Below are 24,846 nucleotides of genomic sequence, written 5' to 3'. Positions count from 1 at the left end.
AGACGACCCGCTACTGGCGACGTTTCCCCGTAAGTAGGCCGAGCAAGTCAAACCAGAATGGCGCTCCCATAGCCAAAGCCATCGCAGTAATCAAAAGCCCTGCACCATGGGTAACACCCCCGAGCAAACCGCCTTCAGTCCAACTGTCCAACCAGCGCTGCCACGACCAGTTGCCCAGGATTGGAATGCGTAGCTGTTCCAACTTTCCTACTGCTTGGCTAGCACAACGCAGGTCGATGTAGTCCGCTGTGCCACTGTCCCCGTCGGAGGATGTTCCGGATGTCTCGGCAGGCTCGGCAGGCTCGGCAGGGCGGGTGCACATTGCTGAAACATCGCTACCAGCGACGCTGTCAGCCACAAGGGCCAGGGCGGTACGAGTCTGGGTGTTTTCCTTCAGAGCGATGCCCATCTCGATAGCGTCGGCATTTAGGCCTAACGCCACCACGAGACCGATGACAAAGAGGATGAGTGTTGCCCAGCGCTTATATACGGCGGTTAGGCGGGTCATTTGAGCGTCAAACCATCCGCCCACTTGGTCGACGAAGCGGTCGACGTCGTCGCCCACTCCTGCTGCAATAGTCGCTAGGTACTGGCCCAACGGTGCATCACCGTACTCCGTGGTTAACTTCCTGATGCGAGCTGCGACGCTTCCGGACTCACCCTTGATTTCGGCCAACTCCAACAAGGCTGCAGCAAAGACGCGCGGCGGCAATTGGGCCACCTGTGTGGGTTTCTTTGGATCGGCCGTCGGATCGAACGCTCGGACGGAGGGCGTCATCGCCAAATCGGTAGTGATTGTATGATTCCCACCCAGAGCACCAGTCGGCCGAGGGTCGTTTGTGACCATCTTGAGGCCGGCAGCGAGCCCGAAGTCGGTGGATGTCCCTTCGGGGGGACCATAGGTCTTTACGGCTGGCGGATTAAGCAGCCCAGCCAGCGACTTCCAGAGCGTCTTAGCACGCACCCTGAAAACCTTGGACATCAATTCGGTCAGCGCCGAAACCAATGTTGCTAGCACCAAGAATATCAGCGCCAACCCAACCGCCACCTGAACTACGATCGAATCGCCCATGAGAACCCCCCGGTTCAGGCTTGGCGACAATGTACTGCCAGAAGCCTTCCTATACAAGGGTCAGTTGTGTTGAGTGATCAGCCGCTCGAACAACTCCTCGTAGGCCTCGGCGACTGCGGCGGGCGAGAGCCAACGCTCCACCCAGCTGCGCCCGGACGCCCCCATCGTCGCCCGGCGGGCAGGGTCGTCGACCAGGCCGACGATCGCCTGGTGCAGCTCGTCGACGGCGCCGGGCGCCACCGAGACGCCGGCCCCGGCCTGATCGAGCACCCGGGTGACCTCGGTGTCGGGATCGACGGAGGCGACGACCGGGCGGCCCGCTGCCAGGATCGAGTACATCTTGGAGGGCACCGAGGACCGGGCCAGGCCGTGGCGCAGGAGGATCGTGTGGATGTCCGCCGCCGCCAGCACCTCGGAGAGACGCTCCCGTGGCTGCATGGGGACAAACACCACGTTGTCCAGGCCGGCGGCCGCACGTTGCACCGAGTCAAGGGAGGAGCCACCGCCGTTGACGACGAAGACGACGTCGCGCCGCTCGACCATGCGCCGGGCCACCTCGACCAGCAGCTCGACCGGCTGGGACAACCCGACGTTGCCGGCATAGGTGACCACCGTGCGGTCGCCCAGACCGAACTCGCGCCGGTAGGCGACATCGGTACTCGAGGGCTGCACCCGTTGGGTGTCGACGAAGTTGGGGATCACCTCCACCTTCTCGTCGCCGCCGGACCCGAGCTTGTCGGCGACGTTGCGTCGGAGGTCCTCCGAGAGGACGGTGACCGCATCCGCCCGTCGGTACAGGAACCGCTCGGCCAGCGACGCAACCTTGATGACCGTCGGGTTGGTGATCGCCCCGATCTCGACGGCGACGTCGGGGAAGACGTCCTGGATGTTGAACACGAACGGGATGCGTCGCACCGCCCCCACCAGCGCGCCGGGGAAGCCCAGCGGCAGCGGCGGTGACATGGCCAGGACGGCGTCGGGACGGTGGCGGATCGCCAGGCTTCGCAGCGTGACCAGGGCGGTGAACCCACCGAAGGCCAGGGCACGAGCAGGAATGTTCGACTTTTCGGTCGGGAACGGGTGCAGGCGGCTGATCGCACCCCACTCGGTCGCCTCGGTGCGCACCAGCTTGCCGCCCCAACCGTCCTCGACCCGGTGGCCGCGGTACCAGGGCAACGCGGTGATCACATGGACGGAGTGGCCGCGGTCGACCAGCCCGTCGACGATCGACGTGATCACCTCGCCGGTCGGCGCCACATCCGGCGCAAAATGAGGCGCAATGACGAGCAGTTTCACGCGGGCCTGACTTTCACGAGGGAGACTCCCAAGCCGACCGGTGGAGGGCAACCAGTGCCCGGGCCGAGTCGGTCCAGTTGAAGGTGGCGGCCACCCGGCGGCCAGCGGCCACCAGGCGCTCACGACGCTGCGTGTCGCTGCGAACACTCTGGACTGCGGCGACCCAGCCCGCAACATCGGCGGTCGCCACGCGCAGCGCGGCGTCGCCGCAGGCCTCGTCGAGACCGGGATGATCCGAGGCGATCACCGGCGCGCCGGCGGCCTCGGCCTCGATCACCGGCATGCCGAACCCTTCGTATTCGGAGGGGACGACGACGGCCAGGGCGCCCCGGTACAGCCCGTCGAGCTCGATCTGGGATAGCCGGCCCAGATGGCGCACCCGGTTGCCCAGGCCACGCCTGGTCACCGCGTCGAGAACGGCGGCGTGGGCGGGACCCTCCGCCCCGGTGAGCACCAGATCGATGTCCTCGGGCAGCGCCGCCATCACCTCGAGCAGTGCCAAGTGGCCCTTGTGCGGCCAGGTGACCGCCGGGTACAGCAGGTAGTCGTTGCCGTCACGCTGTGATGGCGACGAGGCTTGCTCGGAGGACAGTTCGGCGGCCCGGGGTGGACCCCACGGGATGACGGCGACCCTCCGGGGATCGGCACCCAAGCGAACGATCACCCGACGGGCGACGAAAGCCGAGGGCACGGCGATCCCCCGCGCCCGACGAACCGTGCGGGGCAGGCTGATCGCCAGGTAACGGTGCTTCAGCGCCGATGAGTACTGCGGTAGGTCGAGGGGCTGGATGTCGTGGATGGTGACCACCGCCGGAAACCGGCTGCGCATGGGCAGCGTGCCGCCGGGGTGATGCATCAGCTGCACGCCGGCCCGGCTGGCGGCGCGCTCGAGGGTGCTCGACTCGGCGACGATGCGCCGCAGCCGCGAATCGGCGTCCACCGCCAGCTCGGTGACGGCAAAGGCCCTCACGATGGCCGGATGGGCCCGGGCGACCTCGGGGGTGCAGAACAGGTGATAGTTCGTAGCCTCGGGCAGCTCGGCCAGGGCGCTCAGCTGGCGCATCGTCGCCTGCTCGGAACCTCCCACCCGGCCCGGCAGCAGCCACAGCAGGTTCACTCCTACCCGGGGAAACGCCCCAGAGTCGCTCATGTCAGCAGCTCGCCGTACATGGCGGCGGTGGCTCGAGCGCACCGCTGCCAGGTGAACTCGGCCGACCGGCGACGGCCAGCGTGGCCGAGGGCGGCCGCCCGGTCGGGGTCGTCGAGCAGCGCCAGCACCGCCTCGCGCACCTCGTCCCCGCGACGGGGGTCGACGAGCACCCCGGTGTCACCGGCCACCTCGGCGGTCGAGGTGGCCGCCGAGGTCACCACCGGCGTCCCCTGGGCCATCGCCTCCAAGACCGGCAGGCCGAAACCCTCGTCCAGGCTGGGCTGGGCGGCCACGTCGGCCCCGGCAAGGAGGGCGTCCCGGTCGGCGCTGGGCACAAACCCCAGCCACCGCACCGACGGCGCCCGGGTGACCGTGGCATGGACATCGGCCCAACCCGACGGGCCGACGAACACCAGGTCGACGCCCCGACGGTCGAGCTCGGTCCCGAGCGGTAACAACGCCGCCAGGTTCTTGCGGGGCTCGAGCGTGCCGACGCAGATCACGTACGGCCGCTCCAACGAGTAGCGGCGGCGTACGGCGGCGACGGCGGCGGCGTCCTGCGGCGAGGCGTTCACCCCCAGCGGGATCACCCGCAGGCGGGCGGCGTCGAAGCCCGCATCGACCGCGTCGGCGGCGGTCGCCTCGCTGGAACAGGCGACCAGCTGGGCCCGGTCGGCAAGCAGGGCCAGCCCGCGGGTCATCACGGCGACGCCGCGACGGCTGAACGACTCGGGGAAGCGGAGCGGAAAGAGGTCGTGCAACGTGGCGACCAGCGGGGCGCTCCCCCGGCGGGGAACGATCGGCGCCATCAGGTGCACCAGGTCGACGCGCCCCCGTCCGGCGGCGGCGACGGCGCCCTCGATCGAGGGCCACCCCAGGCGTTGCCAAGCCGAGTTGAGCAACGGTGCGGGCAGCGCCGGCCAAGGCGGGGCGGGAGCGGCCGCCGTGGGCACGCTCGGCTCGTAGCCCTCGGTTGGGGTCCCGATGCGGGGGACGACCCCGACGACGTCGGCCAGGCCCTCGTTGCGCAACGCTGCGGTCAGCTCGATCGCGGCGCGACCGGTCCCACCTGGGGTGGACTGCCAGCAGAACTGAAGGGGGACGGCCACGGTGGGTCGCTGCACCGCTCCAGCGTGACACGGCGCCGCCGGTACGATGCGTACATGTCCGATTTCTGGAGCGAACGCCGCGTGCTGATCACCGGGGGGACCGGCTTTCTGGGTTCGGCGGTGCAGCGCGCGCTGGCCCCGCTGGCGCCCGGCGAAGTGATCACCCCCACCTCGGCGGAGTGCGACCTGCGCGACCCGACCGCCACCGACAAGCTGTTCAGCGCCACCGCCCCCGACCTGGTGATCCACCTGGCCGCCAGGGTGGGTGGCATCGGCGCCAACCGTGAGCGGCCCGGCGATCTCTACCTCGACAACCTGCTGATCGGCACCCACGTCATCGACGCAGCCCGACGCCACGAGGTGGCCAAGACGGTGGCGGTGGGCACGATCTGTTCGTACCCGAAGATCACGCCGGTGCCCTTCCAGGAATCCTCGCTGTGGACCGGGTACCCAGAGGAGACCAACGCCCCCTACGGCGTCGCCAAGCTGGCGATGCTCACCCAGATTCAGGCCAACGCCGATCAGTACGGCCAGCGAGCGATCTACCTGCTGCCGACCAACCTGTATGGGCCGGGCGACAAGTTCAACCCCAAGGTCAGCCACGTGATCCCGGCGCTGATCCGACGCATGGTCGAAGCCAAGGAGGCCGATGCGCCCTTCATCGAGGTGTGGGGCACCGGGTCGGCCAGCCGCGAGTTCCTGTACGTCGACGACGCCGCCGCCGGCATCCTCGCCGCCGCCGAACGCTACGACGGGATCGATCCGGTCAACCTGGGCAGCAACCACGAGATGCTGATCTCCGAGCTGGTCCCGTTGGTGGCCGAGCTGGTGGGGTACGCCGGCGAGATCCGCTGGGACACGTCCAAGCCCGACGGCCAGCCCCGGCGTGGGGTCGACGCCAGCCGGGCCAAGGAGCTGTTCGGCTGGACGGCCAACACCGAGCTGCGCAAGGGCATGAAAACCACGATCGAGTGGTTCCTCAACAACCGGGAAGCGGCCGAGGCCCGAGCGAACTAACCCGAGTTCCTCCTACGCCGTCTGGGCGGAGAGCCAGTCGGCGTAGCGGTGCAGGCCGTCGATCAGGGTGACCTCGGGCTTCCAGCCCAGCAGTTCCTTGGCGCGACCGATGTCGGGCTGACGCTGGGTCGGGTCGTCGGTGGGCAACTCCAGGTGCACCACCTCGGCGGTCGTCCCGGTCACCTGGCGCACGGCCTCGACCAGCTCGAGGATCGAGAACTCGGTCGGGGTGCCCAGGTTGACCGGCATCTGCACGTCGCTGTCGAGCAGCCGCAGCAGGCCGTCCACCGTGTCGTCGACGTAGCCGAAGGACCGTGTCTGGGTGCCGTCGCCGTAGATCGACATCGGCCGGTTCTCCATCGCCTGGGTCAACAGGTTGGACACCACCCGGCCGTCCTCGGCCCGCAACCGCGGACCGTAGGTGTTGAACAACCTGGCGATGCGCACCGACACCCCGTGGGTACGCGCGTAGGCCATCGTCATCGCCTCGGCGAAGCGCTTGGCCTCGTCGTAGCAGCCGCGCGGACCGATGGCGTTGACGTTGCCCAGGTAGGTCTCGGGCTGCGGATGCACCTCGGGGTCGCCGTAGATCTCGCTGGTCGACGCCAGCAGAAAGCGGGCACCGCGTTGACGGGCCACCTCGAGGGCGTGGCGGGTGCCCTCCGAGCCGACCATCAGCGTCTCGACCGGTAGCGCCAGATAGGCGGGCGGCGAGGCGGGCGAGGCCAGGTGACACACGCCGTACACCGTGTCGGGGGTGCGGTCGCCGAGGGTGTCGAGGGCGAGCCCCTGGGACACATCGGCCTCGACGCGCTCGATACGGTCGCCCAGATGGGCCAGGTTGTCCCAGGTGCCGGTGACGACGTTGTCGACGACGACAACGCGGTCTCCCCGCTCGACCAGCCGATCGACCAGGTGGGACCCGACGAACCCCGCCCCACCGGTCACGATCACGACACGCTCGGTCAACGGCTGTTGGGCGTCTGGTTGCTCGGCCATCCTCAGCTCCTGCCGATGCCGTCGTAGCTCAGCCCGGCGGCGCGCACCTCGGTCGGGTTGAGCAGGTTTCTGCCATCGATCACGGCGTCTCCGGTCATCGCTTTGGCCACCCGGTGGAGGTCGACCCAGCGGAACTGGTCCCACTCGGTCATCACCGCCAGCACCGCGGCATCCGTGCTGGCTTGGAGCGGGTCGCCAACCACGCGCACCCCGTCCGGCACCGCTTTCGACTCGTCGCCCGGTTCCACGGTCGGGTCATACGCGGTGACCGACGCGCCTGCGGCGAGCAGGCGGCTCGCCACCTCGATCGCCGGCGAGTCCCGCAGGTCGTCGGTGCGGGCCTTGAACGTCAGTCCCCAGATGGCGACGGTGGCGCCCTCGAGCGTCCCGCCTGCGCCCCGTCGGATCTTGTCGACGACCCGGTCGAACTGCTGGTCGTTCACCTCGACAACGCCCTTCAACAGGCCGAAGTCGTAGCCGGCGTCGGCGGCGATCCGCACCATCGCCTGGGTGTCCTTGGGGAAGCACGACCCGCCCCAGCCCGGGCCGGGACGCAGAAACTCGGGCCCGATTCGGGTGTCGTAGCCCATGCCGGTGACCACGTCGGCCACGTCGGCGCCCACCGCCTCGCACACGGCGGCCACTGCGTTGATAAAGCTCAGCTTGGTGGCCAGAAAGGCATTGGAGGCGTACTTGATCGTCTCGGCCGATGCCGGGTCGGTGATCATGATCGGGGCGTTGAGCGACGAGTACAGCTCGGCGGTGGCCATCGCCGCCGCCCGGTCGTCGGAGCCGATCACCACCCGGTCGGGGTTGAGGAAGTCAGCGACCGCCGATCCTTCGCGAAGAAACTCGGGGTTCGACACCACCGACACGTCGTCGCGACGCAGTTCGGCGGCAACCACACGGGCCGAACCGACCGGCACGGTCGACTTGTTGACCACCACCGAATCGCTGGCCAGGTGCGGGCCCAGGGTGCGGGCCGCCTCCTGGATGTAGCTCAGGTCGGCGGCGCCGTCGGCGCCCTGGGGCGTCGGCACGCACAAAAAGATGAACTGGCGGTCCACCACCGCTGCCACCCCGTCGGTGGTGAAGCGCAATCGCCCGGCGTCGACGCCCTCGGCGACCAGCTCGTCGAGCCCGTGTTCCAGGATGGGCAACTCGCCCCGCTGAAGGCCCTCGACCTTGTTGGCATCGATGTCGATGCCGACAACGTCGTGGCCCAGGTGAGCCAACGCAGCTGCGCTGGTCAGACCGACGTATCCCGTTCCTACTACTGCGATCCGTGACGACACCGGATCATCTTGGCAGGTCGTGAGCTAGCCGCTGCAGGCGAGGGACCGCTCGTAGTCGATCGGCACGATGGCGTTTGACTCCGACCCCACCAGACCGGGTTCGGGCGGAGAGTCCTCGCCGTACACCGTCGTGCTGGTCGCTTCGGGGACCGTGGTCGTGCCCTCGCCGGGCTCGGTCGTGTTGGGATCACCCATCGTGCTCGGCGGGTTCTCGCCGGCGTCGGTGGTCGCCCCGGCCTGGGCCAGGTCGATGAGCACTTCGGGGTCCACGTCGGCCTCGGCCCGCAGCTCATCGGGCACGGTCGGGGTGAGGTCCCCCAGCTCCACCAGCACCCGCTGCCCCTCGATCGCATCATCCGAGCGCAGTTCGACCGGCCCGTCGATCGCCCGGGCCACCAGCAGCGCGCCGGACGCCCCAAGCGGCCCGTAGGTGATCAGCGGGACGTCTCGGCTGGTGTCGTCCACCATGGTGGACGCATCGAAGCCCAGGTTGCCGAGGGACTTCATGACCGCGGTGGTGTTCTGTTCGGTGTCGCCGATCACGTCGACGATGACGTCACGGGGCACGGGGCGCTGACCGGTCTCCAGGCCCTGGAACACCCGCAGGTACTGGCGGGCGTCGTCCCATTCGACCTTCTGGTAGGCCCCCGACTCGGTGGTGTAGTCCGAGGTGGGCAGCGGGTAGGTCTTCAGCTGGTCGGACGAGAAGGTGCGGAACTGCGAGCCGACGTCGACCAACTGCTGCACCGACAGCTGCTGGTCGATCTTCACGACGTCGATCACCGAGTTGGCCACGCCCAGCGCCTTGCCCGGGTTACGGATGCCGTTGCCGAGCGCCTTGTGGATCAACAGCTTGGCGAACTGCTGCTGGCGGGGGATCCGTCCAAGGTCACCGCGGGGGTCGGTCTCCCAGGTTCCGTCGGGCTGCTGATACTCCAGGTGGCGGGCTCGGGCGTAGGCCAAGGCCTGGTCCCGATCGAGCACCGTGCAGCCGGTCTCCTCGACCAGCAGGCCGGTGTTGGCATCGCGCACCGGGTTGATGAAGTAGGCCGGGACGCCGCCGAGCACTTCGACGATCTGCTTGAACGCCCGGAAGTCGATCTGGACGTAGTGATCGACCGATACGCCGAAGTTGCGCTTGATCGTCTGGATCAGGTCGCTGGCCCCGCCCGGGCCGTTCAGCGCCGAGTTGATCTTGGACTCCCGGCCCGATGGCGAGATCGGCACCAGGGAGTCCCTGGGGACCGACAGCAGCCATGCCTGTCCGCTCCGGGGGTCCACCCGCAGCACCATGATCACGTCGGCCAGCTCGCCGTACTCCTCCCGGCCGGTGTTGATCGGGTCGCTCTTGTCGAGGGTGGCTGCGCTGTCGGTGCCGATGATCAGGTAGTTGATCGGATCCTTGGCGTTGCGGGTGTCGCTGCGGGTCGCCTGGGACACCGACACGGTGTCGATCCGTTGGACCAGCACCCGGGTGTAGAACAGGCCGACGGCGGCGGCGATGCAGCTGACCACCAAGACCCCGTTGAACGCCACCAGCAACCGCTGCGGCCAGGAGCGACGGGGCTGAGAAGACTTGCGAGGCAGTCGAGGCACCCGGAAACGATACCGGAACCCTCGGTGATTCGCAGTACACGGGTGTTCACCTACGCTCCCGATGATGGAGCCCACTCAGCGGAGCGCAGTTCGCTCCGGGACCTCCGAAGACCCGACCACCCGCCCAGCCCCACATCCGACGGTCGTGGTGCCGGACCGGCTCGACCCCGCCGGTTCGTGGGCGCTCGCCGACGGCCGCTGGCATTGGGGCCGGCCCGAAATCAGCCACGATCCGGCGGTGCTGGACGGCACCGGACGGTGGATCGTGTGCCTACCCGCCCAGGGGCCGATGCTGGCGGCCCGCTTCCCTCACTCGGCCCCGGTGCGGGTCGATCCCGAGCCCGAGTCCCAGAGCGATGGCGACGGGTTGCCACCCCCGGTCGTGCCCGCCGAGGACGAACCGCCGCGTTCGTGGGTCTCGTCGTTCTCGCGCCAGGACTACTCCCACCGGGTTGGCGATATCCGGGCGCTGATCGCCGCCGGCGACGTCTATCAGGTCAACCTCACCCGTCGGCTGGCCGGACCGATCCGGCGGGACCACCCGGGCGCCTCGGCGCTGGCGCTCACCACGGCGCAGGCCACCGCCCACCGGGCGCCCTTCGGCGCCAGCCTGTGCCTGCCCGAGCTGGGGGCATGGGTGGTGGGCGCCTCCCCGGAACGGTTTCTCAGCCGCGACGGCGACCTGGTCACGTCCGAGCCGATCAAGGGAACGGCCGTGACCGCCGAGCAGCTCACCGCCAAGGACCGCGCCGAGAACGTGATGATCTGCGATTTGGTGCGCAACGACCTGGGTCGGGTGTGCACGATGGGCTCGGTCGAGGTGCCCGACCTGTTGCGCCTCGAATCCCACCCCGGCCTCGTGCACCTGGTGACCACCGTGTCGGGTCGGCTCCGGTCCGGGGTTGGTTGGGCCGCGCTGTTCGACGCCGTCTTCCCACCGGGCTCGGTCACCGGCGCCCCCAAGCTGGCCGCCCTCGAGGTGATCGATGCGCTCGAACCAGAAGGCCGGGGTCCCTACTGCGGCGCTCTGGGCTGGGTCGATGCCGACGCCCAAACAGCCGACCTGGCGGTCAGCATCCGCACCTTCTGGGCCGCATCGGCCGTCGCTGATTGGCCGGACGCCTGGCGCTGGACGTTCGGCACCGGCGGGGCGATCACCTGGGACTCCGATGCCGAGGACGAGTGGTCCGAGACCGAGCTCAAGGCCGCTCGCCTGCTCACTTTGGCCGAGGATCCGCTCGCCACCCGGGGTGATCCGCTCGGCCTGGATGTCCCTGCGGTGCGCACCTGGTGAACCAACGCCGGTAGACCGCTCCTATGGCGACTCCGGTTGACACCACCCCTGCGCTCCGATCGTGGACCTTGATCGACGGCGAGCTGATCGACCCCGGTGCTCTCACGATCGCCAGCAACGACCGGGGGGTCACCTCCGGCGACGGGGTCTACACGACGATGAGGGTCGTCGACGGGGTGCCGTTCGCCCTGTCACGCCATCGCCGTCGCCTCGCCGCTTCGCTCGAACACCTGGGGCTCACCGCGGCGCACGTGCCGTGGGAGCGCCTGGCGGGGTTGCCGTCCGAGCTGGGCGTGGGCGACGGACGCCTGCGGGTGACCATCACCGCCGGGCCCGGCGCTCCCGCCGATCCGGCCACCTCGCCGACCGTGTGGGCCACCCTGACCGAGGTCGACGCTTCGGTACCCATCTCGGCGGTCTCGGCGGTCACCGGCGCCCACCCTCGGGATCCCGAGCGCTTCGATGCCGGGCACAAAACGCTTGCCGGGGCCGCCAACACCAGGGCGGTGCTCGCCTGGGCTGCACGGCGCCGCGGCGCCACCGAGTGCCTCTATCAAACCCCGGCAGGAGAATTGTGTGAGGGCACCACCACCAACGTCATCGTCGTGTCGGGCGCCCGGGTGGAGACCCCCGATCTCGACACCGGCTGCCTACCCGGGATTACCCGCCAGCTGCTGTTGGAGTCCGGTCTGGTGACGGTGGGCGAGCTCCTGGACGCTCACGATGCCTCGGAGGCCGACGAGGTGATCCTGACGTCGTCGGTGCGTGGCATCATCCCGGTGGAGTCGATCGACTACCAGCCGATGCCCGGACGTGACGGCCCGGTCTGGCAGCGCCTCGACGCCTACTGGTCCCAGCTTCGGGCGACCACCCCCGACCCGTGAGCCGGCCATCGGGAACTGGGAACTGGGAACTGGGAACTGGGAACTGGGAACTGGGAACTCGACCCGGTGGCCCTCGTCAACCCCACCGTGCTCGACCGCCAGGCGCACGATGGTCACCGCCGCCGCTGACGCTGGCGATCACTTCTGAGGGTCGTCGAGCGGACGAAGATGCACGACGTCGCCGACGGTCACCTCCCGACGGGCGCCGCCGTCCTCGACGATGACCAGCGCTCCCGATGCGGTGATCGCCTCGGCCACGCCCAGGACCTCGGAGGTGGGCAGCTCCACCCGCACCCGCCGGCCGATCGTCAGCGAGGCGCCCTCCAACGCCGCCCGGAAGCCGGCCCGATCGCCGTCGAGCAACCGCTGCCACCACGACCGGTACCGGGCGAGCAGTGCCATCGCCAGCTCCCGACGGTCGACCTCGACTCCGGTGACCAGGTTGAGCGACGTGGCCTCCGGCAGGTCGCTTCGCAGCGCGTCCCACCCGGTGTTGATGCCGATCCCCAGCACGGCCACCCGCCCAACAGCGACGGGACGGGGATCGTCGAACGACTCCCCCAGGATGCCGCCCACCTTCTTCCAGTCGTCCGGACCGCCAACCTCGACCAACAGGTCGTTGGGCCACTTCAGGCCTGGCATCGCCCCGACCGTCGCCGCAATCGCCTCGACGGCGGCCAGTCCCATCGCCAGGGGCAACGCTCCCAGCACCTCCGGATCGCTGGGCGCCTCGTGGGCGACGCTCAGCATCAGCGCCGAGCCGGCTGCCGCTTCCCAGCGACGGTCCAGCCGTCCCCGCCCGGCGCTCTGGGCGTCTGCGACGGCGACCGCCCTGGGTGCGTTGTGGGGTGGCAGCTCGGCGATCAACGACCGCACCAGGGTGTTGGTCGAGTTGCACACCTCCACCCAACGCAGCTCACCAAAACCGGCCGACCCCGGCGCGTCTGGACTGCTCATCGGGCCCTCCGACCGACAATGCAACACCCCACCGAAGGCCACCGAAGACAATCCTTTGCCGACAAAGTGGCACGACCCCCGGGCACCCGGCAACGATAGGCCACGTGTTCTCCAAGGTCTTGATCGCCAACCGTGGCGAGATCGCAGTGCGGGTCATCCGAGCCTGCCGCGAACTCGGCATTACCTCAGTCGCCGTCTATTCCGAGTTGGACCGGGAGGCACTGCACGTGCGCCTGGCCGACGAGGCCTATGCGCTCGGCGGCCAAACCGCGGCCGAGAGCTACATCAACGCCGACAAGTTGATCGAGGTGATCGAGCAGTCGGGCGCCGAGGCGGTGCACCCCGGTTACGGCTTTTTCTCCGAGAACGCCGACTTCGCCCGCCGCATCACCGAGGCCGGGGTGGCCTTCATCGGCCCGCCGCCCGAGGCGATCGAGGTGATGGGCGACAAGATCTCCGCCCGCCACGCCGCCGAGCGGGTGAACGTGCAGGGCGTGCCCGGCACCACCGAGCTGATCGAGGGCCCCGACGACGTCACCGCCTTCGGTGAGGAGTTCGGTTATCCGATCGCCATCAAGGCCGCCTACGGCGGTGGTGGTCGTGGCATGAAGGTGGTCGCGTCCGCCGATGAGGCCGCCGCAGCACTCGAGTCCGCCCAGCGCGAGGCCCTGGCGTACTTCGGTCGCGACGAGGCCTACATGGAGCGCTACCTCACCAAGCCGCGCCACGTCGAGGTGCAGACCATCTCGGACACCCACGGCAACCACGTGTACCTGGGCACCCGGGACTGCTCGGCGCAGCGCCGCCACCAGAAGCTGATCGAGGAGGCCCCGGCCCCCGGGATCGACCCCGAGATCATCACCGCGATGGGCGAGGCCGCCGTAGCCGTGGCCGCGGGCTGCAATTACGTCAATGCCGGTACGGTCGAGTTCCTCTACCAGGACGGTGAGTTCTTCTACCTGGAGATGAACACCCGCCTCCAGGTTGAGCACCCGGTGACCGAGCTGATCACTGGCGTCGACCTCGTCGAGCTGCAGCTGCGGGTGGCCGCGGGCGAAGAGCTCCCGTTCACCCAGGACGACATCCAGATCAACGGCCACGCCATCGAGTGCCGCATCAACGCCGAGGACCCGGCCGAGGGCGCCTTTTTGCCCAGCCCGGGCACGCTGACCGAGCTCGACATGGCCGCCGGCATCGGCGTCCGCTGGGACGGCGGTTACGAGACCGGCGACGAGGTCAGCCAGTTCTACGACAACCTGACCGGCAAGCTGTGCGTGTGGGGTCGTGACCGCGACCGTGCGATCGCCCGCATGATCCGTGCGCTCGAGGAGACCACGATCACCGGCGTGGCCACCACGATCCCCGCCGATCTGGCCATCTTGTCGCACCCCGACTTTGCCGCCATCGAGCACTCGACCAAGTGGGTCGAGGAGGTGCTCGACCTCACCGGCATCGGTGGCGCTGCGGGGGCACCCCCGGACGCCGACGATGCTGAGCAAAAGGTGGAGCGCAACGTCCTCGTCGAGGTCGGCGGCAAGCGCTTCGACGTCAAGATGTGGATCCCCGAGTCCGAGATCGCTGCGTCCGGCGGCGGTGGGGCAGCCGCCAGGCCGCGGCCGCGCCGCTCCGGAGGGGGAGGCGGCGCGATCGCCGCTGCCGGGACGGGAGCGGTGGCCGTACCGATGCAGGGCACCATCGTCAAGGTGCTCGTCGAGGTCGGCCAAGAGGTCGAAGCGGCCGACACCGTGTGTGTGCTCGAGGCGATGAAGATGGAGAACAACATCGCCGCCGGCGTCGACGGCACGGTGGCCGAGGTCAAGGTGGAGACCGGCTCGTCGGTGTCCAACGGCGACGTCGTCATCATCATCACCCCAGCCGAGTAACCAAAGCTCACCCCTCGCGGGGACGGACCCACCAGGGGAACACCGGTTCTGACCGGACTTGTTCGGATTCTGCCCCCGGGACACCTCCGTCGGTATACGCTCCACAATCTGCGGACCGGAGCGGTTCGCCTTACCGGGGGGAACGTCTCGTGAGGAATGTCAAGAAGCTGCTCTTTGGCGCCTGCGCTGTTGCTGCGTTAGCGGTGACCGCATGCGTTCCGGATCCGCCGTCGGACAGTGGTCGCTATGTTTCGCCAACAGGCGTCGATGCCAGCGATTGCGCTGCGTCGGCGACGCCATGTCTCACGATCAACTACGCCGTCTCGCAAGCTGTGGCGGGTGAAACCGTCCACGTCGCCGCTGGCACCTATGACGAGCTCGTGTCGGTGACCAAGAGCTTGGTCTTCGAGGGCGCCAACGCCGGGAGAAGCGCCGGTGTCACTCCGGCACTACGCACCGTAGGAAGCGTCGTCAAGGGGTTCCGCAATCCGGGCGAACCTCATCCGGCGGCAGCGACCGGTGAGTTCAGCGTCACCATCGACGGCTTCACCATCGACCCCCAGGGCGACGCGTCGCTGATCGCCCCGTCGACCCATCACCTCGTCTCGCTGTTCGGCGGTCCGCAGGTGTCGGTCAAGAACAACGTGTTCACCGGTGGCCCATGGGTGTCCGACTGCGGCTACGCCTGCACGACGATGACCGACGCGGCCGTCATGGTTCAGTCCGGAACGTATGAGGTGAAGGACAACTCCTTCACCAACTTCCGCTCTCCGATCGATGTGACCCAGTTCGATTCGGGCCATCCTGTCGTGTCGGGAACGATCACCGGCAACTCGATCCACCACGTCACCAACCGGGCGATCTGGATCAACGAGTACCAGGGCGGACCGTTCCCCGGAACGATCACGGTGTCGAACAACAACCTTGATTCGACAGGCTGGGATTCACCCGACTGGTCTCCGGCGGGCGTCGTCATCACCGCCGGTGGCAACACGGTCAGCGACAACACCTTCACCGGCTTCGGCTCGGGTGTGTACGGCCAGGTGTGCAACGGGACCAACGTCGACTCGGACCTCAACACCTTCACCGGAAACACGTTCGTCAACAACCGTGCCGGCATCAACTTCTACGTAGCCGGAGCATGCGGGCCGACGACCGTGAACGCTGCGATCAGCGGCAACAGCTTTGACGGCGGTCTCTGGAGCGGGGCCACCGTTGTGGACGTCCCCAAGATCGGGGTTCGCTGGACCGGTGCCGCTCGGCCCAACGATCTCGATGCCAAGTGCAACTGGTGGGGCTCGGCCGATGGCCCGGGCGCTCCCGGTGCCAGCACCGTGACGCCGGGCGTCGACTTCTCGCCATGGAACTTGGCCAGCAGCGGACCTTGCACCGGTAGCTGACGACCCCAGCGGTCACACGTAGTCAGGAACAGCCCGGCCGTGTGCCGGGCTGTTCCGCGTTCTCGACCGGGTAGCAGGGGTTTCCACGCTGTCGAGACGCCCCGCTCGGAGCCCATCGTCGATCGCTAACTGGCCGAGGCCTGCTCCTGGCCGCGGGCCTGCTCGGTCAACATTTTCTCGCCTGACCGGAGGGTGGCCGTGGCCGCCTCCGACGACTTGCGAAGCTGCCCGTCGATCTGGGCCGTGCGGTAGGTGTCGGCGTCCTTGCCCACCCACATCACCGATCGGCTCTTTGCCCGCAGGTCGTTGACGTTGCCGTCGATCTCGGCCGCCTTCTTGGCCAGGTATCCGGCCAGGTCGTTCATCTGTACCGGGTCGCCACCCAGTTCGGTATCCGCCATCGTCTCGCTCCTGTCTGTGTTGTCTGGTTGGTGATTTCGTGCTCGGCCGGCTCAGCGAGCCGACGTGCGCTCCTGTTGAACGCGCTGGGTCTTGGCCATCTCCCGCAGCTGCTCGTAGCCCGCCACCAGCTTCTCCAGTTGGCTGCGGGCCGACGGCCACGTCGACGACTTGAACTTGCTGGCGTCCGGCCCGCGCCAGTCCACCTTGGCCACGCGGCCATCGAGATCCGAGATCACCGCCCGCACCCGCTTCGCCTCAGCATCGAGGCTGGTCTCGAACGTCCGCATCTGTGCCGGATTCATGCCCATGAAGGCCATGTCCGCTCTCCCTTCGTTGAGTGTTCGCTCACCGTAAGGAGATGCGCCCCACCTGTCACCGGGCATCACAACCCGGGGCAGGCTCCGGGCCGGTGCCGGCGGTCTCCCGCCGGTGGTCTCAGACCGGCGGCGGTTCGATCCTCTGCACCGTTGCGACCCGATCGATCGACCGATCGAACGAGGCGATCTGGCCCACGCCGGCACGTTCGGCGCAGGCCACCAGATAGGCCTCGGCAAAGTCGATCCGCTCGACCTCGTACACCTCCACGGCTCGCAGCAGCACGACAGCATCCAGCGTGACCACGCTCTTCATCGCCAGGAGCGAGCGCATCGCTTCGGCCACCTGGACACGCTGCACCTCATAGAAGGACTCCAGCACGTACACCGTCTCTGCCACGATCAGGTCGGCGAGAAAAAGCTCGTCAGCGGTCCGAAGGTAGGCGGTAGCTCGCCCCGCCATGTCCCGAGGGTCACCGGTGAGGTGTCGAATCAGGATGTTGGTGTCGAGGAATGCGCTCACCGCCGCTCGGATGCGCGACTGCGTCGCGTGCTCTCAACCACCTCGTCCCAGGATGCGCCACGCTTGCTCTCGGGTACCGGCACCGAACCTGCGAGGTCGAGGAACTCGGGGGTTCGGGCGACCACCGCTCGGGTGCCCTGAACCCGAAAGATCAGCTGATCCCCGGTGCTGACGCCAAGCGCTTCGCGGACGGCCCGGGGAATGGTCACCTGCCCCTTGGAGGTCAGCTTCGCTGCGACGTCCATGTGACTCCTTACGTAGCGCGGTAGGTAAGGATACCTCGGCGCGATCACTCCCGGACGGGCAGCCTTGTCGCTTGATCGCGAAATGCGCAGAGGTTGGCGAGCAGGCGCATGCTCGACAGGCTGCCCGCCTTAACGTTGACCAACTGCGGGGTGCTCACCAGGTACGCCAGGCAGCGAGCCCGGCTGATCGCCACGTTCAGGCGGTTCTGCGAGAACAGGAAGTCGATTCCCCGAGGAGCGTCGGACGCGCTCGAAGCGGTCATTGTGTAGAAGACCACGGCCGCTTCCTGGCCCTGAAACCTGTCGACGGTGCCCACCGGAACCCCGGCCATCCCCTGCGCCTCGAAGGTCACTCTCATCAGGTTCACCTGGTCGTTGTAGGGCGCAACGACCATGATGTCCGACGCCTCCAGCGGCCGGGTCTCGCCACGCTGATTCGTCCAGTCGGTGCCCAGCAGCCGGTCAACTTCGCGGGCCACAGCCTCGGCCTCCTCCACCGACTCGGTTGAGCGACCCTCATGGCGCACCGGCACCCACCGCAGCCCGGTGCCGAACTCCGTCGTCTGCTGTGCGCACGACTCGTGGCTCACCAACCGGCCGTCGTAGACCCGCTCGGAAATGAACCGGCACACGTCCGGGTGCATCCGGCGGGTCACGTCCAGAAACACACCCCGCTCCGCCGGCATGGTCGCTTCGTCGCCCAGCACGTGCTCCAACACGCTCGCCCCGGAGCCGTGCGGATGGGACGCCTTGGACACCTGGGCCAGCTGCAACGGGTCGCCCAGCAGGATCAGGTTCGTCGCGGCTCCGGAGGCCGCCAGCGTGTCGGCCAGCGACAGCTGGCCGGCCTCGTCGACGATCAGCGTGTCCACCGGCGCACCTCGCAGGTCCTTGCCGGCGAACAGCCAAGTGGTGCCTGCCACCAGGTTGTACGTGCCGTTGGCACACGCCAGATTGCCTCCGGCGTACGTCACGCCCGGCAACCCGCCCGATCGCGGTTCTGCTCCGCGCCGCACGGCCCGGAGCAGCTCCGACTCCCCGTTGTCCCCGAACACCTTCACCACTGCGCTCAACAGGTTGTCGATGGCGCTGTGGGAGAACGCAGTAATGCCCACCCGCTGCCCCGAGCGGATCAGCTCCAGGATCAGGTGCGCTCCGCTGTAGGTCTTGCCCGTGCCGGGCGGGCCTTGGACCGCCACGTAGCTGTGATCCAAAGAGGGCGCCCAGCGACGCATCTCGTCGAGGTCCCCCGCGAAGGTGGCACCGGGAGGTCCCTCGCTGTCCACAAACCGGGGAAGCTCACGACGCAGCAGCGCCAACGACACGGGGTTGGGCGCCCCGAACGCCTCCGGATCCAGCAACCGGGCAGCAAAGTCGTCCAGCGCTTCCGGCTTGGGTTTGGGCGCCACCCAGTCGTTGAAGACGATCGCCTCCGGCAACACGCCCAGTTCGCGGCTGCTCTCGTTCCATGCCAGATCAAGGACCCCGGGCTCAGCGGCGACCACGCTGGAGTATCCCGTTTGGCCATCCAAAGCCTCGAAAAACACCTGCTTGCCGGGCTTGGCCCAGCTCTCAACGTCCTGATGTGGAAAGGAGAAGCGCATGGCCGGGTCAATGGCCCCACCGTGCCGTTTGTGAACCCTTGGGATCTCGGCCTCCCACCTCAACGATCCGATCACCAGCGGGTCATCCAACAACGAGGATGTTGAGCCCGCCAAACGGGACATCTGCTGCGCCTTGTGCGCACTCCACTCGCGCTGCCAGTAGCCCAGCACGTCGGCGAGGAGGTGCTCGTCGGTGTCGGGGCCAAACTCCTTGAGCGCTTCAACCCGGGCCTCGAGTTCTTCGGGCAGTTCGTTCGGAACCAGCTCAGCGTCTCGCCAGTCGTGGGCGTCGTTCCGCTGTTCCACCAGCCAGTCACGCACGGCCCGAGTCGCCCGCACATCGTCGGCGTTGTAGGCGGCGATCCGGTCGAGCGTTGCCGGGTCACCGCCGGCCATGAACTCCTCGTAGGCCACCACCGCCCCGGCGCCCTGCTCGATGTCATCACCCCGTTGATACCCGGCGAGCGCTTCGAGGTGCTTCAGCCCGTAGGACTCGACGCCCACCTGCATCCCGCCCCGGATGACGACCAACAGGTCGACAAACGCCCCGGTGCCCACCAGGTCGTCGAGCAGCACCTCCCCCACCCCGTACTGCCCTGCCAGGCGCTCCAGAGCGGACCGCTCGGTGTGGTTGTAGTGGTAGACGTGCATGTCTGGGTAGCGCACACGCCGCTCGGCCAGGTACTCGATCAGCGCCCCGACCTGCGTGCGTTCCTCGGCCAGGTCATGTGCCCAGCGGGCGTGGTAGGTCCAGCCGTCGCCGCCCCGATCCCCGGCTCCATCCCCGTCGGGGTCGCGACAGATCCACCCGAACAGAAAGATCAGGTCGTCCGAGGGCCGCCAGAACGGGTGGCCCTCAAAGTCGAGAAACACGTCGCCATCGTCGGGCTTGGGCAGTTGTTCGTACCCCAGCGATCCGGGTGGTCCATCCGCCACGTCGATGAATCGAAACGGCGGCGCCTCGTCGGGCGAGTCGCGGGCGACCCGTTGCAGCTCCGCCTGGATGGACATCTGGGCCAGCCGATCCGGGTCGATGCCTTCCACCTCGGTGCCGGGGCGCGCATCGGCCAGGCCCGCAAGCGTCCCGATGCCGCTCGCTTCCAGCAGCGGGACGTCCATCGTCCGGACGTTGGCCACCAGGTGCACTGCGTCCTCGGAGCGCCAGCAGGCAGCGCACGTCGCTTCGAAGTCGCAGACCTCGCAGTGGTCGCAGGGGACGGGCGTGGTGTCCGCCTTCGCTCCCTCCTCGCTCATCAGCTCGTGGAACCCCGATCGCAGGTGTCGCCAATACGGCATCACATCGTCGGTTCGAATCGTCTCGAACTCACCCGATCCGAGCCACAGGTGCATCTGTTTCGGCTTGATGCCGGTGAGTGCCTCGATCGCCTCGGCGTAGAAGCACAGCTGCAGCACGTGGCCGGGCTTTGCCTCCGAGCGAGCCAACTTGGCGTCGACCGGCTCGTAGCTCACCTGTCCGGTCTTTTCGTCGATCACCCGCAGCACAAAGTCGGCCACGCCGCGAACTCCGTCGTGTGCGAACGGCATCTGGTAAATCACGTCGTGGTCCCCGGCGAACGGGTCGCCGATGCGCTCCACCCAGTCGGCAAACCGCTCGGTCGGCGCTCGATCGGGGATCTCAAGTATCGACAGCCCCTGCGCCCGGTAGGCCTCCAGGCACGCCGCCTCATGCTCCAACCCCTTGTTGGCCAGCAATCGGGCGAACGAGCCGAACGGCTGAGGGACCGGGGCAATCGCCCCGGACTCCAGTTGGTGCTGCAGCGTGAGGGCGTGCTCGCAGCACAGCCAGGCGGTGATCTTGGACGGGGTCAGCAGCCGAGCGGTCACCCGAACATCATGACCCGGTTGACGCGGACCACACCCTGCTGACCCCATAGCTTGAGAGCCGCTCAACCCTGGGGCGAGGCCTCGTCCAGCGGGATCCCCATCACGGCGGCGACGCGAGTGAGGTCACCATCCTGGGCCAGCAATGTGGCCCCGTACCGCAGTGCAATGGCGGCAATCATGCAGTCGACCATGCCTCGTGGAGTAACTCCGACCCGTCGACACGTCCGGTAGATACGGGCAGCGGCATCGAAGTCGATCACGGCATCGAAGTTGAGCAGATCAAAACGCCCCAAAAGCCGCCGGATGTCCTGTTCGCGTTCGTCATTTCGCGCGCCAGCAGCCAGTTCCATGATCACCGGCTGAGTGACGCCGAGGGGCTCGCTGGTGGTGATGATGTCGGTCAGCCTGCGATCAACCTCGCTACCTGTGGCCCTATCGAACTCAACCCACGCCGACGTGTCAGCGAGGATCACGCTGCGTCGGCCGGCCCGCTATCGGCTGGCAGCACACCGATGGCGTGGGCACCTCGCATGGCCAGTGCTTCCTCACGGGACATCGGCTGACCGGCAAGATGACGGAGCGCCAGGTCCACCGCCTCAGTCTTGGTGTTCACGGAGAAGCGATCCATGATCGCCCGAACGTAAACGTCATCGATTTCGATGTTGGTTCGAGTTCGAGCCATACACCTATCCTACACCTCACGTGTAAAGAACGTGTACGACCACCCGCCGGATGGAGTCCTCCTCGGAGCGACCCAGACCGGACAGCTACTGGAAATTGTCTACGTACCGTCCGATACTGAACGCCGAGTTATCCACTCTATGAAGCTGAGGCCGGGCACACAGGCCGATTTCCTATGAGCACCACCACGACCGAACCGACCCGGAAGAATGCGCCGAGGCCGACGCCCGACACCCCGCTGTACCCATACGGCGACTACCTCGCCGATGCTGACGGCTATCTCTACAAGCCCACCGGCGAGCCCGACATCCTCGACGGCAAACACGCCACCATTGCGGCGATTGAGGCCGAGGCCGACGACTACGCCACCCGCCCGCTCTCGGAGTTCACCACCTACGCTGGGAAGTAGCTCTACCCGGCGAGCCCGTCACTCTGGACGGGGTGGGAGCTTCAGGCCAGGCCGAGGTCAGCTTTGACTTCCTCCCAGGCGAGGAACTCGTTCTCGGCTCGGGCCAGCTCGAGTTCGCGTTGATCTACCAAGTCCTCGGCGGCCTCGTCCTGCTCCGAGCCCTCAAGGGTGACGACCTGCTCAAGGGCCTCGACGACGAACCGCTCGACACGGACTGCACGCACTGGGTCATCGATGATGGGTTGTGCGAGTTCATCGAAGTTCTTCGCCATAGAAAGTCGCCTCCTTCGTACAGCCAACGTAGCTGGGGTCAGGCCCCATCTCCTTCCCGGTCACCGCTTCCGCGCCTGCGCAGCTTCCGGCCAGAGAGCTTCCCGGAGAGCTTCCCGGAGAGCTTGCCCGTTGCCGACTTCGCCTGGCTGAAAGTGTCGCCACCGAAGGTCTTCACCGTGCCGATGCCAGCAGCCCCTCGCTCAAAAGTCGTGTCCCAGGTCTCGGAGGCAGCGTGCTTCCACTTTCGGGCCTCGGCCGATTGGAGGGACGCCTCGATCTCAAGCAACCCGTGGAATTCGCCGACGCCCTCGACGACGCTGTTGCTCGCCTTGATGACGGCCGGCGACTGGATCGGGTTGAGCAACACCTTCGAGTTGGCCGTGTTGGCTGCAGCCTCCATGCGAACAAGCAGCCGTTCGGCACTCTCCACGAAGAGGTTCACACGATCCCGTCGGGCAGCCTGCAGACCGATGCGATGCCGGTCGAGCTCGTCCGGCGCCGGCACGCTGGCGTCGTCGGCGTCGCTGACCGCCACCCGTTCGTACTCCAGTCCCTTCATGCGGTGCATCGTCCCCAGTCGAACGCCGGGCTTGCTGGGCAGGTCCTTTTGGGGCAACAGACAGGTGGTCAGCCCGGCCGAGTCCAGCACACCCTTGGCGGCCTCGACCTGCCTGTTCGTGCGGGCCGCCACGCCGATGGCGATCGGATCGACCCCCTCGTCGATCCAGCTGCGCACCTGCTCGACCAGCGCATCAAGCATCTCGGGCCGGGTGCGAAACCCGGCCAACACCGGCTCGGGCCCCGACCGCAAGCTGTGGTAGCCGGCGAAGGAATGCTGGTCGGACCCACCGTCGAGGTCGTCGGCGGTGACGCCCCCATCGGTGACGTTGTTTCAGGCGGTGGTCGACGTCGCCCGCTCGGACAACCCCGAGGCTTCAGTCGAGCACCTGTCACTGGCCCAGAGGTCCTGAGGGCACGTTGCGCAGGTACGGATCCGCACCCCCTGGGGAGAGATCCCGCGGGCATCAACCGGCTGCCCTAAAGAATGAGCAGTTCCGTCGTGATGCCGAGGCGCTTGGCTGCTGGCCAGCATCGATCGGTGGTGACGAGCCGATCTGCGCCTTCCACCTTGGCCGCAGCAATGACCAGAGCGTCCGGGAGCTTGAGCGATTGGTGACGAGCCCGCAGTCCTGCAGCCGTCACCGCTATCTCATCGCCAATCGGAACCGTCCCGATGGGCAAGGTGGCCACCATGTTGCGCACGACCTCAACCGCCTCGGCGCCGCTCCTGGATGGTCCGACCAGAATCTCGGCGAAAACTGAAGCTGACATCGCGAGCGTTTGGTTCTCCGAAAGCGCATCCCCAATCGCCTTGGCTGCCGACCCGTGATGCGCGTCCTCCGCGTTGAGGAACCCGATCAGCACCCCTGCATCCAAGTGGGTCAGTCCCATTCATCACGCAGTCTGTCGAGTTCGTCGGGTTCGTAGACGCCGGTCAGGGCCCCGGCGAACTCAGCGAGCACATCATCGACTCGCTCGAACGTCACCCGACCAGGCCCATCGGATCGAGCAGCAAGTTGATCACCAACTGCGAAACCAGCAGAGCGAAACGCTTCAGCAGGAATCGTCACCTGGCGCTGAGAACTCACGCGGGTGGTCCCCTTCCGTCGCTTCTTTACTTCTGCCATGGATCTAAATGTACTCCGTCGACGGGTGGCAGACAACGCATTCGATGGCTCAGCTGCGGAACCTGCCTGGGGTGCCTGCCCAGGTGATGTAGAGCCGATCGCGGGCGCGTGTGGACCCCACCCACAGCAGGGACTTCTTCAGCTCGCTCGGACGCCACCGGGGTGGCGACCTCCGGCGGTTCTCGACATCCGCCAATGGATGAACTGGGCTTCTCATCCGCAGCAGTCCAACGAATGGGACAGACTCGGGCGCTCGACGGCACCCAGGAGGCCGACGCCGACCACGTAAATGTGACCTGGACCTTCCACCCCGACGATGGGCTACAAGCGGTGTTCACGGCAACCGACTGAATTCAGTCGATCTGCGACAGCCCGAGACGTTGCTGAACCTCGTCAAACGCAGGGATCGTCGCGCCAAGCTCAGCAGCCTTGAGGGCATGCGACCTGGCCTCGGGCTCCGCACCACCGTCGAGGTGAGCCTTGGCCAGGAACGAGTGGCACCACCCCAGTTCCTCATCACCAAGACCAAGCTCATCGATGCCGATCAACCCCCGCTTCAGCATCGGCACAGCCTCAAGCCCGGCGCCCATCATCGCCAGCACGCAACCTCGGGTATCCACGTTGGCATCGCTCGGGTCCTGCGCTACCACCTCGGACGAGAGCCGGTCAGCCTCGCCATATCGCTCAACTAATCCAAACACCGCGATGTAGTACGCCACCGCCCCCTTGAGAAACAGCTGCGTGTGAGCGTCCCAGCCCGGAGTCTTTAGCATCTCTGTGGCAGCGGACAGCTTCTCGGCGGGGCTGGAACCATCTTGGGAAAGAACGGCCCACCGCCGCTCGTGTTCGGCCTGAGCCTGAGCCTGAGCCTGAGCCTGAGCCTGAGCCTGAGCCTGAGCCTGAGCCTGAG

Annotated in this window: 25 protein-coding genes; 6 read left to right on the top strand and 19 right to left on the bottom strand. The window is 67.5% G+C overall.

All coding sequences use genetic code 11. The features are described 5' to 3' along the window. Nucleotides 1–10 precede the first annotated feature (10 nt). From PKD89_RS00780 to PKD89_RS00765, 4 genes are read right to left on the bottom strand one after another with little or no spacing between them, the layout of a single operon-like run. On the bottom strand, nucleotides 11–1,072 hold the full coding sequence (locus PKD89_RS00780) for a hypothetical protein (protein WP_289010740.1): 1,062 nt from the start codon (nucleotides 1,070–1,072) through the stop codon (nucleotides 11–13). Nucleotides 1,073–1,132: 60 nt separating this feature from the next. Then, complete coding sequence (locus PKD89_RS00775) at nucleotides 1,133–2,368, bottom strand: glycosyltransferase family 4 protein (protein WP_289010741.1); 1,236 nt, start codon at nucleotides 2,366–2,368, stop codon at nucleotides 1,133–1,135. A 13-nt stretch (nucleotides 2,369–2,381) separates the two neighbouring features. Then, complete coding sequence (locus PKD89_RS00770) at nucleotides 2,382–3,518, bottom strand: glycosyltransferase family 4 protein (protein WP_289010742.1); 1,137 nt, start codon at nucleotides 3,516–3,518, stop codon at nucleotides 2,382–2,384. After that, a complete protein-coding gene (locus PKD89_RS00765) occupies nucleotides 3,515–4,642 on the bottom strand; it encodes a glycosyltransferase family 4 protein (RefSeq protein ID WP_289010743.1) in 1,128 nt (375 codons plus the stop codon). The genes PKD89_RS00770 and PKD89_RS00765 overlap by 4 nt, the downstream gene beginning before the upstream one ends. A gap of 39 nt (nucleotides 4,643–4,681) precedes the next feature. Here PKD89_RS00765 and PKD89_RS00760 point away from each other — a divergent pair, with 39 nt between their 5' ends. Beyond that, nucleotides 4,682–5,644 carry a GDP-L-fucose synthase family protein gene (locus PKD89_RS00760; protein WP_289010744.1) on the top strand — a complete coding sequence of 321 codons (963 nt, stop codon included), beginning with the start codon at nucleotides 4,682–4,684 and terminating at the stop codon, nucleotides 5,642–5,644. Between the two features lie 12 nt (nucleotides 5,645–5,656). Here the strand turns inward: PKD89_RS00760 and PKD89_RS00755 are convergent, their stop codons facing one another. From PKD89_RS00755 to PKD89_RS00745, 3 genes are read right to left on the bottom strand one after another with little or no spacing between them, the layout of a single operon-like run. Beyond that, nucleotides 5,657–6,643 (bottom strand): NAD-dependent epimerase/dehydratase family protein, encoded by a 987-nt coding sequence (locus PKD89_RS00755; protein WP_289010745.1) that lies wholly within the window; start codon nucleotides 6,641–6,643, stop codon nucleotides 5,657–5,659. 2 nt (nucleotides 6,644–6,645) lie between these two features. Next, nucleotides 6,646–7,938 (bottom strand): UDP-glucose/GDP-mannose dehydrogenase family protein, encoded by a 1,293-nt coding sequence (locus PKD89_RS00750; protein ID WP_287377786.1) that lies wholly within the window; start codon nucleotides 7,936–7,938, stop codon nucleotides 6,646–6,648. A gap of 24 nt (nucleotides 7,939–7,962) precedes the next feature. Then, complete coding sequence (locus tag PKD89_RS00745) at nucleotides 7,963–9,534, bottom strand: LCP family protein (protein WP_289010746.1); 1,572 nt, start codon at nucleotides 9,532–9,534, stop codon at nucleotides 7,963–7,965. 64 nt (nucleotides 9,535–9,598) lie between these two features. Here PKD89_RS00745 and PKD89_RS00740 point away from each other — a divergent pair, with 64 nt between their 5' ends. Continuing rightward, entirely contained in the window at nucleotides 9,599–10,828 is a 1,230-nt protein-coding gene (locus tag PKD89_RS00740) for a chorismate-binding protein (RefSeq protein ID WP_289010747.1), read from the top strand. Between the two features lie 23 nt (nucleotides 10,829–10,851). Then, nucleotides 10,852–11,712 (top strand): aminotransferase class IV, encoded by an 861-nt coding sequence (locus PKD89_RS00735; RefSeq protein ID WP_289010748.1) that lies wholly within the window; start codon nucleotides 10,852–10,854, stop codon nucleotides 11,710–11,712. Nucleotides 11,713–11,850: 138 nt separating this feature from the next. On the opposite strand, the gene PKD89_RS00730 is transcribed toward PKD89_RS00735, so the two are convergent. Then, nucleotides 11,851–12,669, bottom strand: coding sequence for a biotin--[acetyl-CoA-carboxylase] ligase (locus PKD89_RS00730; protein WP_289010749.1), 819 nt, complete (start codon nucleotides 12,667–12,669; stop codon nucleotides 11,851–11,853). Nucleotides 12,670–12,773: 104 nt separating this feature from the next. Between PKD89_RS00730 and PKD89_RS00725 the strand changes: the two genes are divergently transcribed. Together PKD89_RS00725 and PKD89_RS00720 are read left to right on the top strand one after the other, a co-directional pair. Continuing rightward, the gene (locus PKD89_RS00725; RefSeq protein WP_289010750.1) at nucleotides 12,774–14,552 is read left to right on the top strand and encodes an acetyl-CoA carboxylase biotin carboxylase subunit; all 1,779 of its coding nucleotides are present in this window, start codon (nucleotides 12,774–12,776) and stop codon (nucleotides 14,550–14,552) included. A 149-nt stretch (nucleotides 14,553–14,701) separates the two neighbouring features. After that, nucleotides 14,702–15,952, top strand: coding sequence for a DUF1565 domain-containing protein (locus PKD89_RS00720; protein WP_324332214.1), 1,251 nt, complete (start codon nucleotides 14,702–14,704; stop codon nucleotides 15,950–15,952). Nucleotides 15,953–16,077: 125 nt separating this feature from the next. On the opposite strand, the gene PKD89_RS00715 is transcribed toward PKD89_RS00720, so the two are convergent. From PKD89_RS00715 to PKD89_RS00685, 7 genes are all read right to left on the bottom strand, one after another. Next, nucleotides 16,078–16,353, bottom strand: coding sequence for a hypothetical protein (locus PKD89_RS00715; RefSeq protein ID WP_287377809.1), 276 nt, complete (start codon nucleotides 16,351–16,353; stop codon nucleotides 16,078–16,080). Between the two features lie 51 nt (nucleotides 16,354–16,404). Further along, nucleotides 16,405–16,671, bottom strand: coding sequence for a WXG100 family type VII secretion target (locus PKD89_RS00710; RefSeq protein WP_289010751.1), 267 nt, complete (start codon nucleotides 16,669–16,671; stop codon nucleotides 16,405–16,407). A 118-nt stretch (nucleotides 16,672–16,789) separates the two neighbouring features. Continuing rightward, a complete protein-coding gene (locus PKD89_RS00705; RefSeq protein ID WP_289010752.1) occupies nucleotides 16,790–17,191 on the bottom strand; it encodes a PIN domain-containing protein in 402 nt (133 codons plus the stop codon). Next, a complete protein-coding gene (locus tag PKD89_RS00700) occupies nucleotides 17,188–17,436 on the bottom strand; it encodes an AbrB/MazE/SpoVT family DNA-binding domain-containing protein (RefSeq protein WP_289010753.1) in 249 nt (82 codons plus the stop codon). The genes PKD89_RS00705 and PKD89_RS00700 overlap by 4 nt, the downstream gene beginning before the upstream one ends. A gap of 44 nt (nucleotides 17,437–17,480) precedes the next feature. Further along, a complete protein-coding gene (locus tag PKD89_RS00695; protein ID WP_289010754.1) occupies nucleotides 17,481–20,885 on the bottom strand; it encodes a TM0106 family RecB-like putative nuclease in 3,405 nt (1,134 codons plus the stop codon). A gap of 62 nt (nucleotides 20,886–20,947) precedes the next feature. Next, nucleotides 20,948–21,358, bottom strand: coding sequence for a type II toxin-antitoxin system VapC family toxin (gene vapC / locus PKD89_RS00690; protein ID WP_287389589.1), 411 nt, complete (start codon nucleotides 21,356–21,358; stop codon nucleotides 20,948–20,950). Next, nucleotides 21,355–21,567 (bottom strand): type II toxin-antitoxin system VapB family antitoxin, encoded by a 213-nt coding sequence (locus tag PKD89_RS00685; protein WP_289010755.1) that lies wholly within the window; start codon nucleotides 21,565–21,567, stop codon nucleotides 21,355–21,357. The genes vapC and PKD89_RS00685 overlap by 4 nt, the downstream gene beginning before the upstream one ends. 174 nt (nucleotides 21,568–21,741) lie before the next feature. Between PKD89_RS00685 and PKD89_RS00680 the strand changes: the two genes are divergently transcribed. Continuing rightward, a complete protein-coding gene (locus tag PKD89_RS00680; protein ID WP_287389593.1) occupies nucleotides 21,742–21,975 on the top strand; it encodes a hypothetical protein in 234 nt (77 codons plus the stop codon). Between the two features lie 41 nt (nucleotides 21,976–22,016). Here PKD89_RS00680 and PKD89_RS00675 read toward each other — a convergent pair whose 3' ends face one another. From PKD89_RS00675 to PKD89_RS00660, 4 genes are all read right to left on the bottom strand, one after another. Beyond that, nucleotides 22,017–22,247, bottom strand: coding sequence for a hypothetical protein (locus PKD89_RS00675; RefSeq protein WP_287389595.1), 231 nt, complete (start codon nucleotides 22,245–22,247; stop codon nucleotides 22,017–22,019). A 38-nt stretch (nucleotides 22,248–22,285) separates the two neighbouring features. Further along, the gene (locus PKD89_RS00670) at nucleotides 22,286–23,059 is read right to left on the bottom strand and encodes a hypothetical protein (protein ID WP_324332213.1); all 774 of its coding nucleotides are present in this window, start codon (nucleotides 23,057–23,059) and stop codon (nucleotides 22,286–22,288) included. Between the two features lie 227 nt (nucleotides 23,060–23,286). Continuing rightward, the gene (locus tag PKD89_RS00665) at nucleotides 23,287–23,700 is read right to left on the bottom strand and encodes a type II toxin-antitoxin system VapC family toxin (RefSeq protein WP_289010757.1); all 414 of its coding nucleotides are present in this window, start codon (nucleotides 23,698–23,700) and stop codon (nucleotides 23,287–23,289) included. 589 nt (nucleotides 23,701–24,289) lie between these two features. Further along, on the bottom strand, nucleotides 24,290–24,709 hold the full coding sequence (locus PKD89_RS00660) for a hypothetical protein (RefSeq protein ID WP_289010758.1): 420 nt from the start codon (nucleotides 24,707–24,709) through the stop codon (nucleotides 24,290–24,292). Nucleotides 24,710–24,846: the final 137 nt, after the last annotated feature.

Source organism: Candidatus Neomicrothrix sp. (assembly GCF_035329545.1).
GTDB classification, from domain to species: domain Bacteria; phylum Actinomycetota; class Acidimicrobiia; order Acidimicrobiales; family Microtrichaceae; genus Microthrix; species Microthrix subdominans.
Note: the sequence above shows the minus strand (reverse complement) of the source record. Positions and strands in the feature narration are given on the sequence as shown.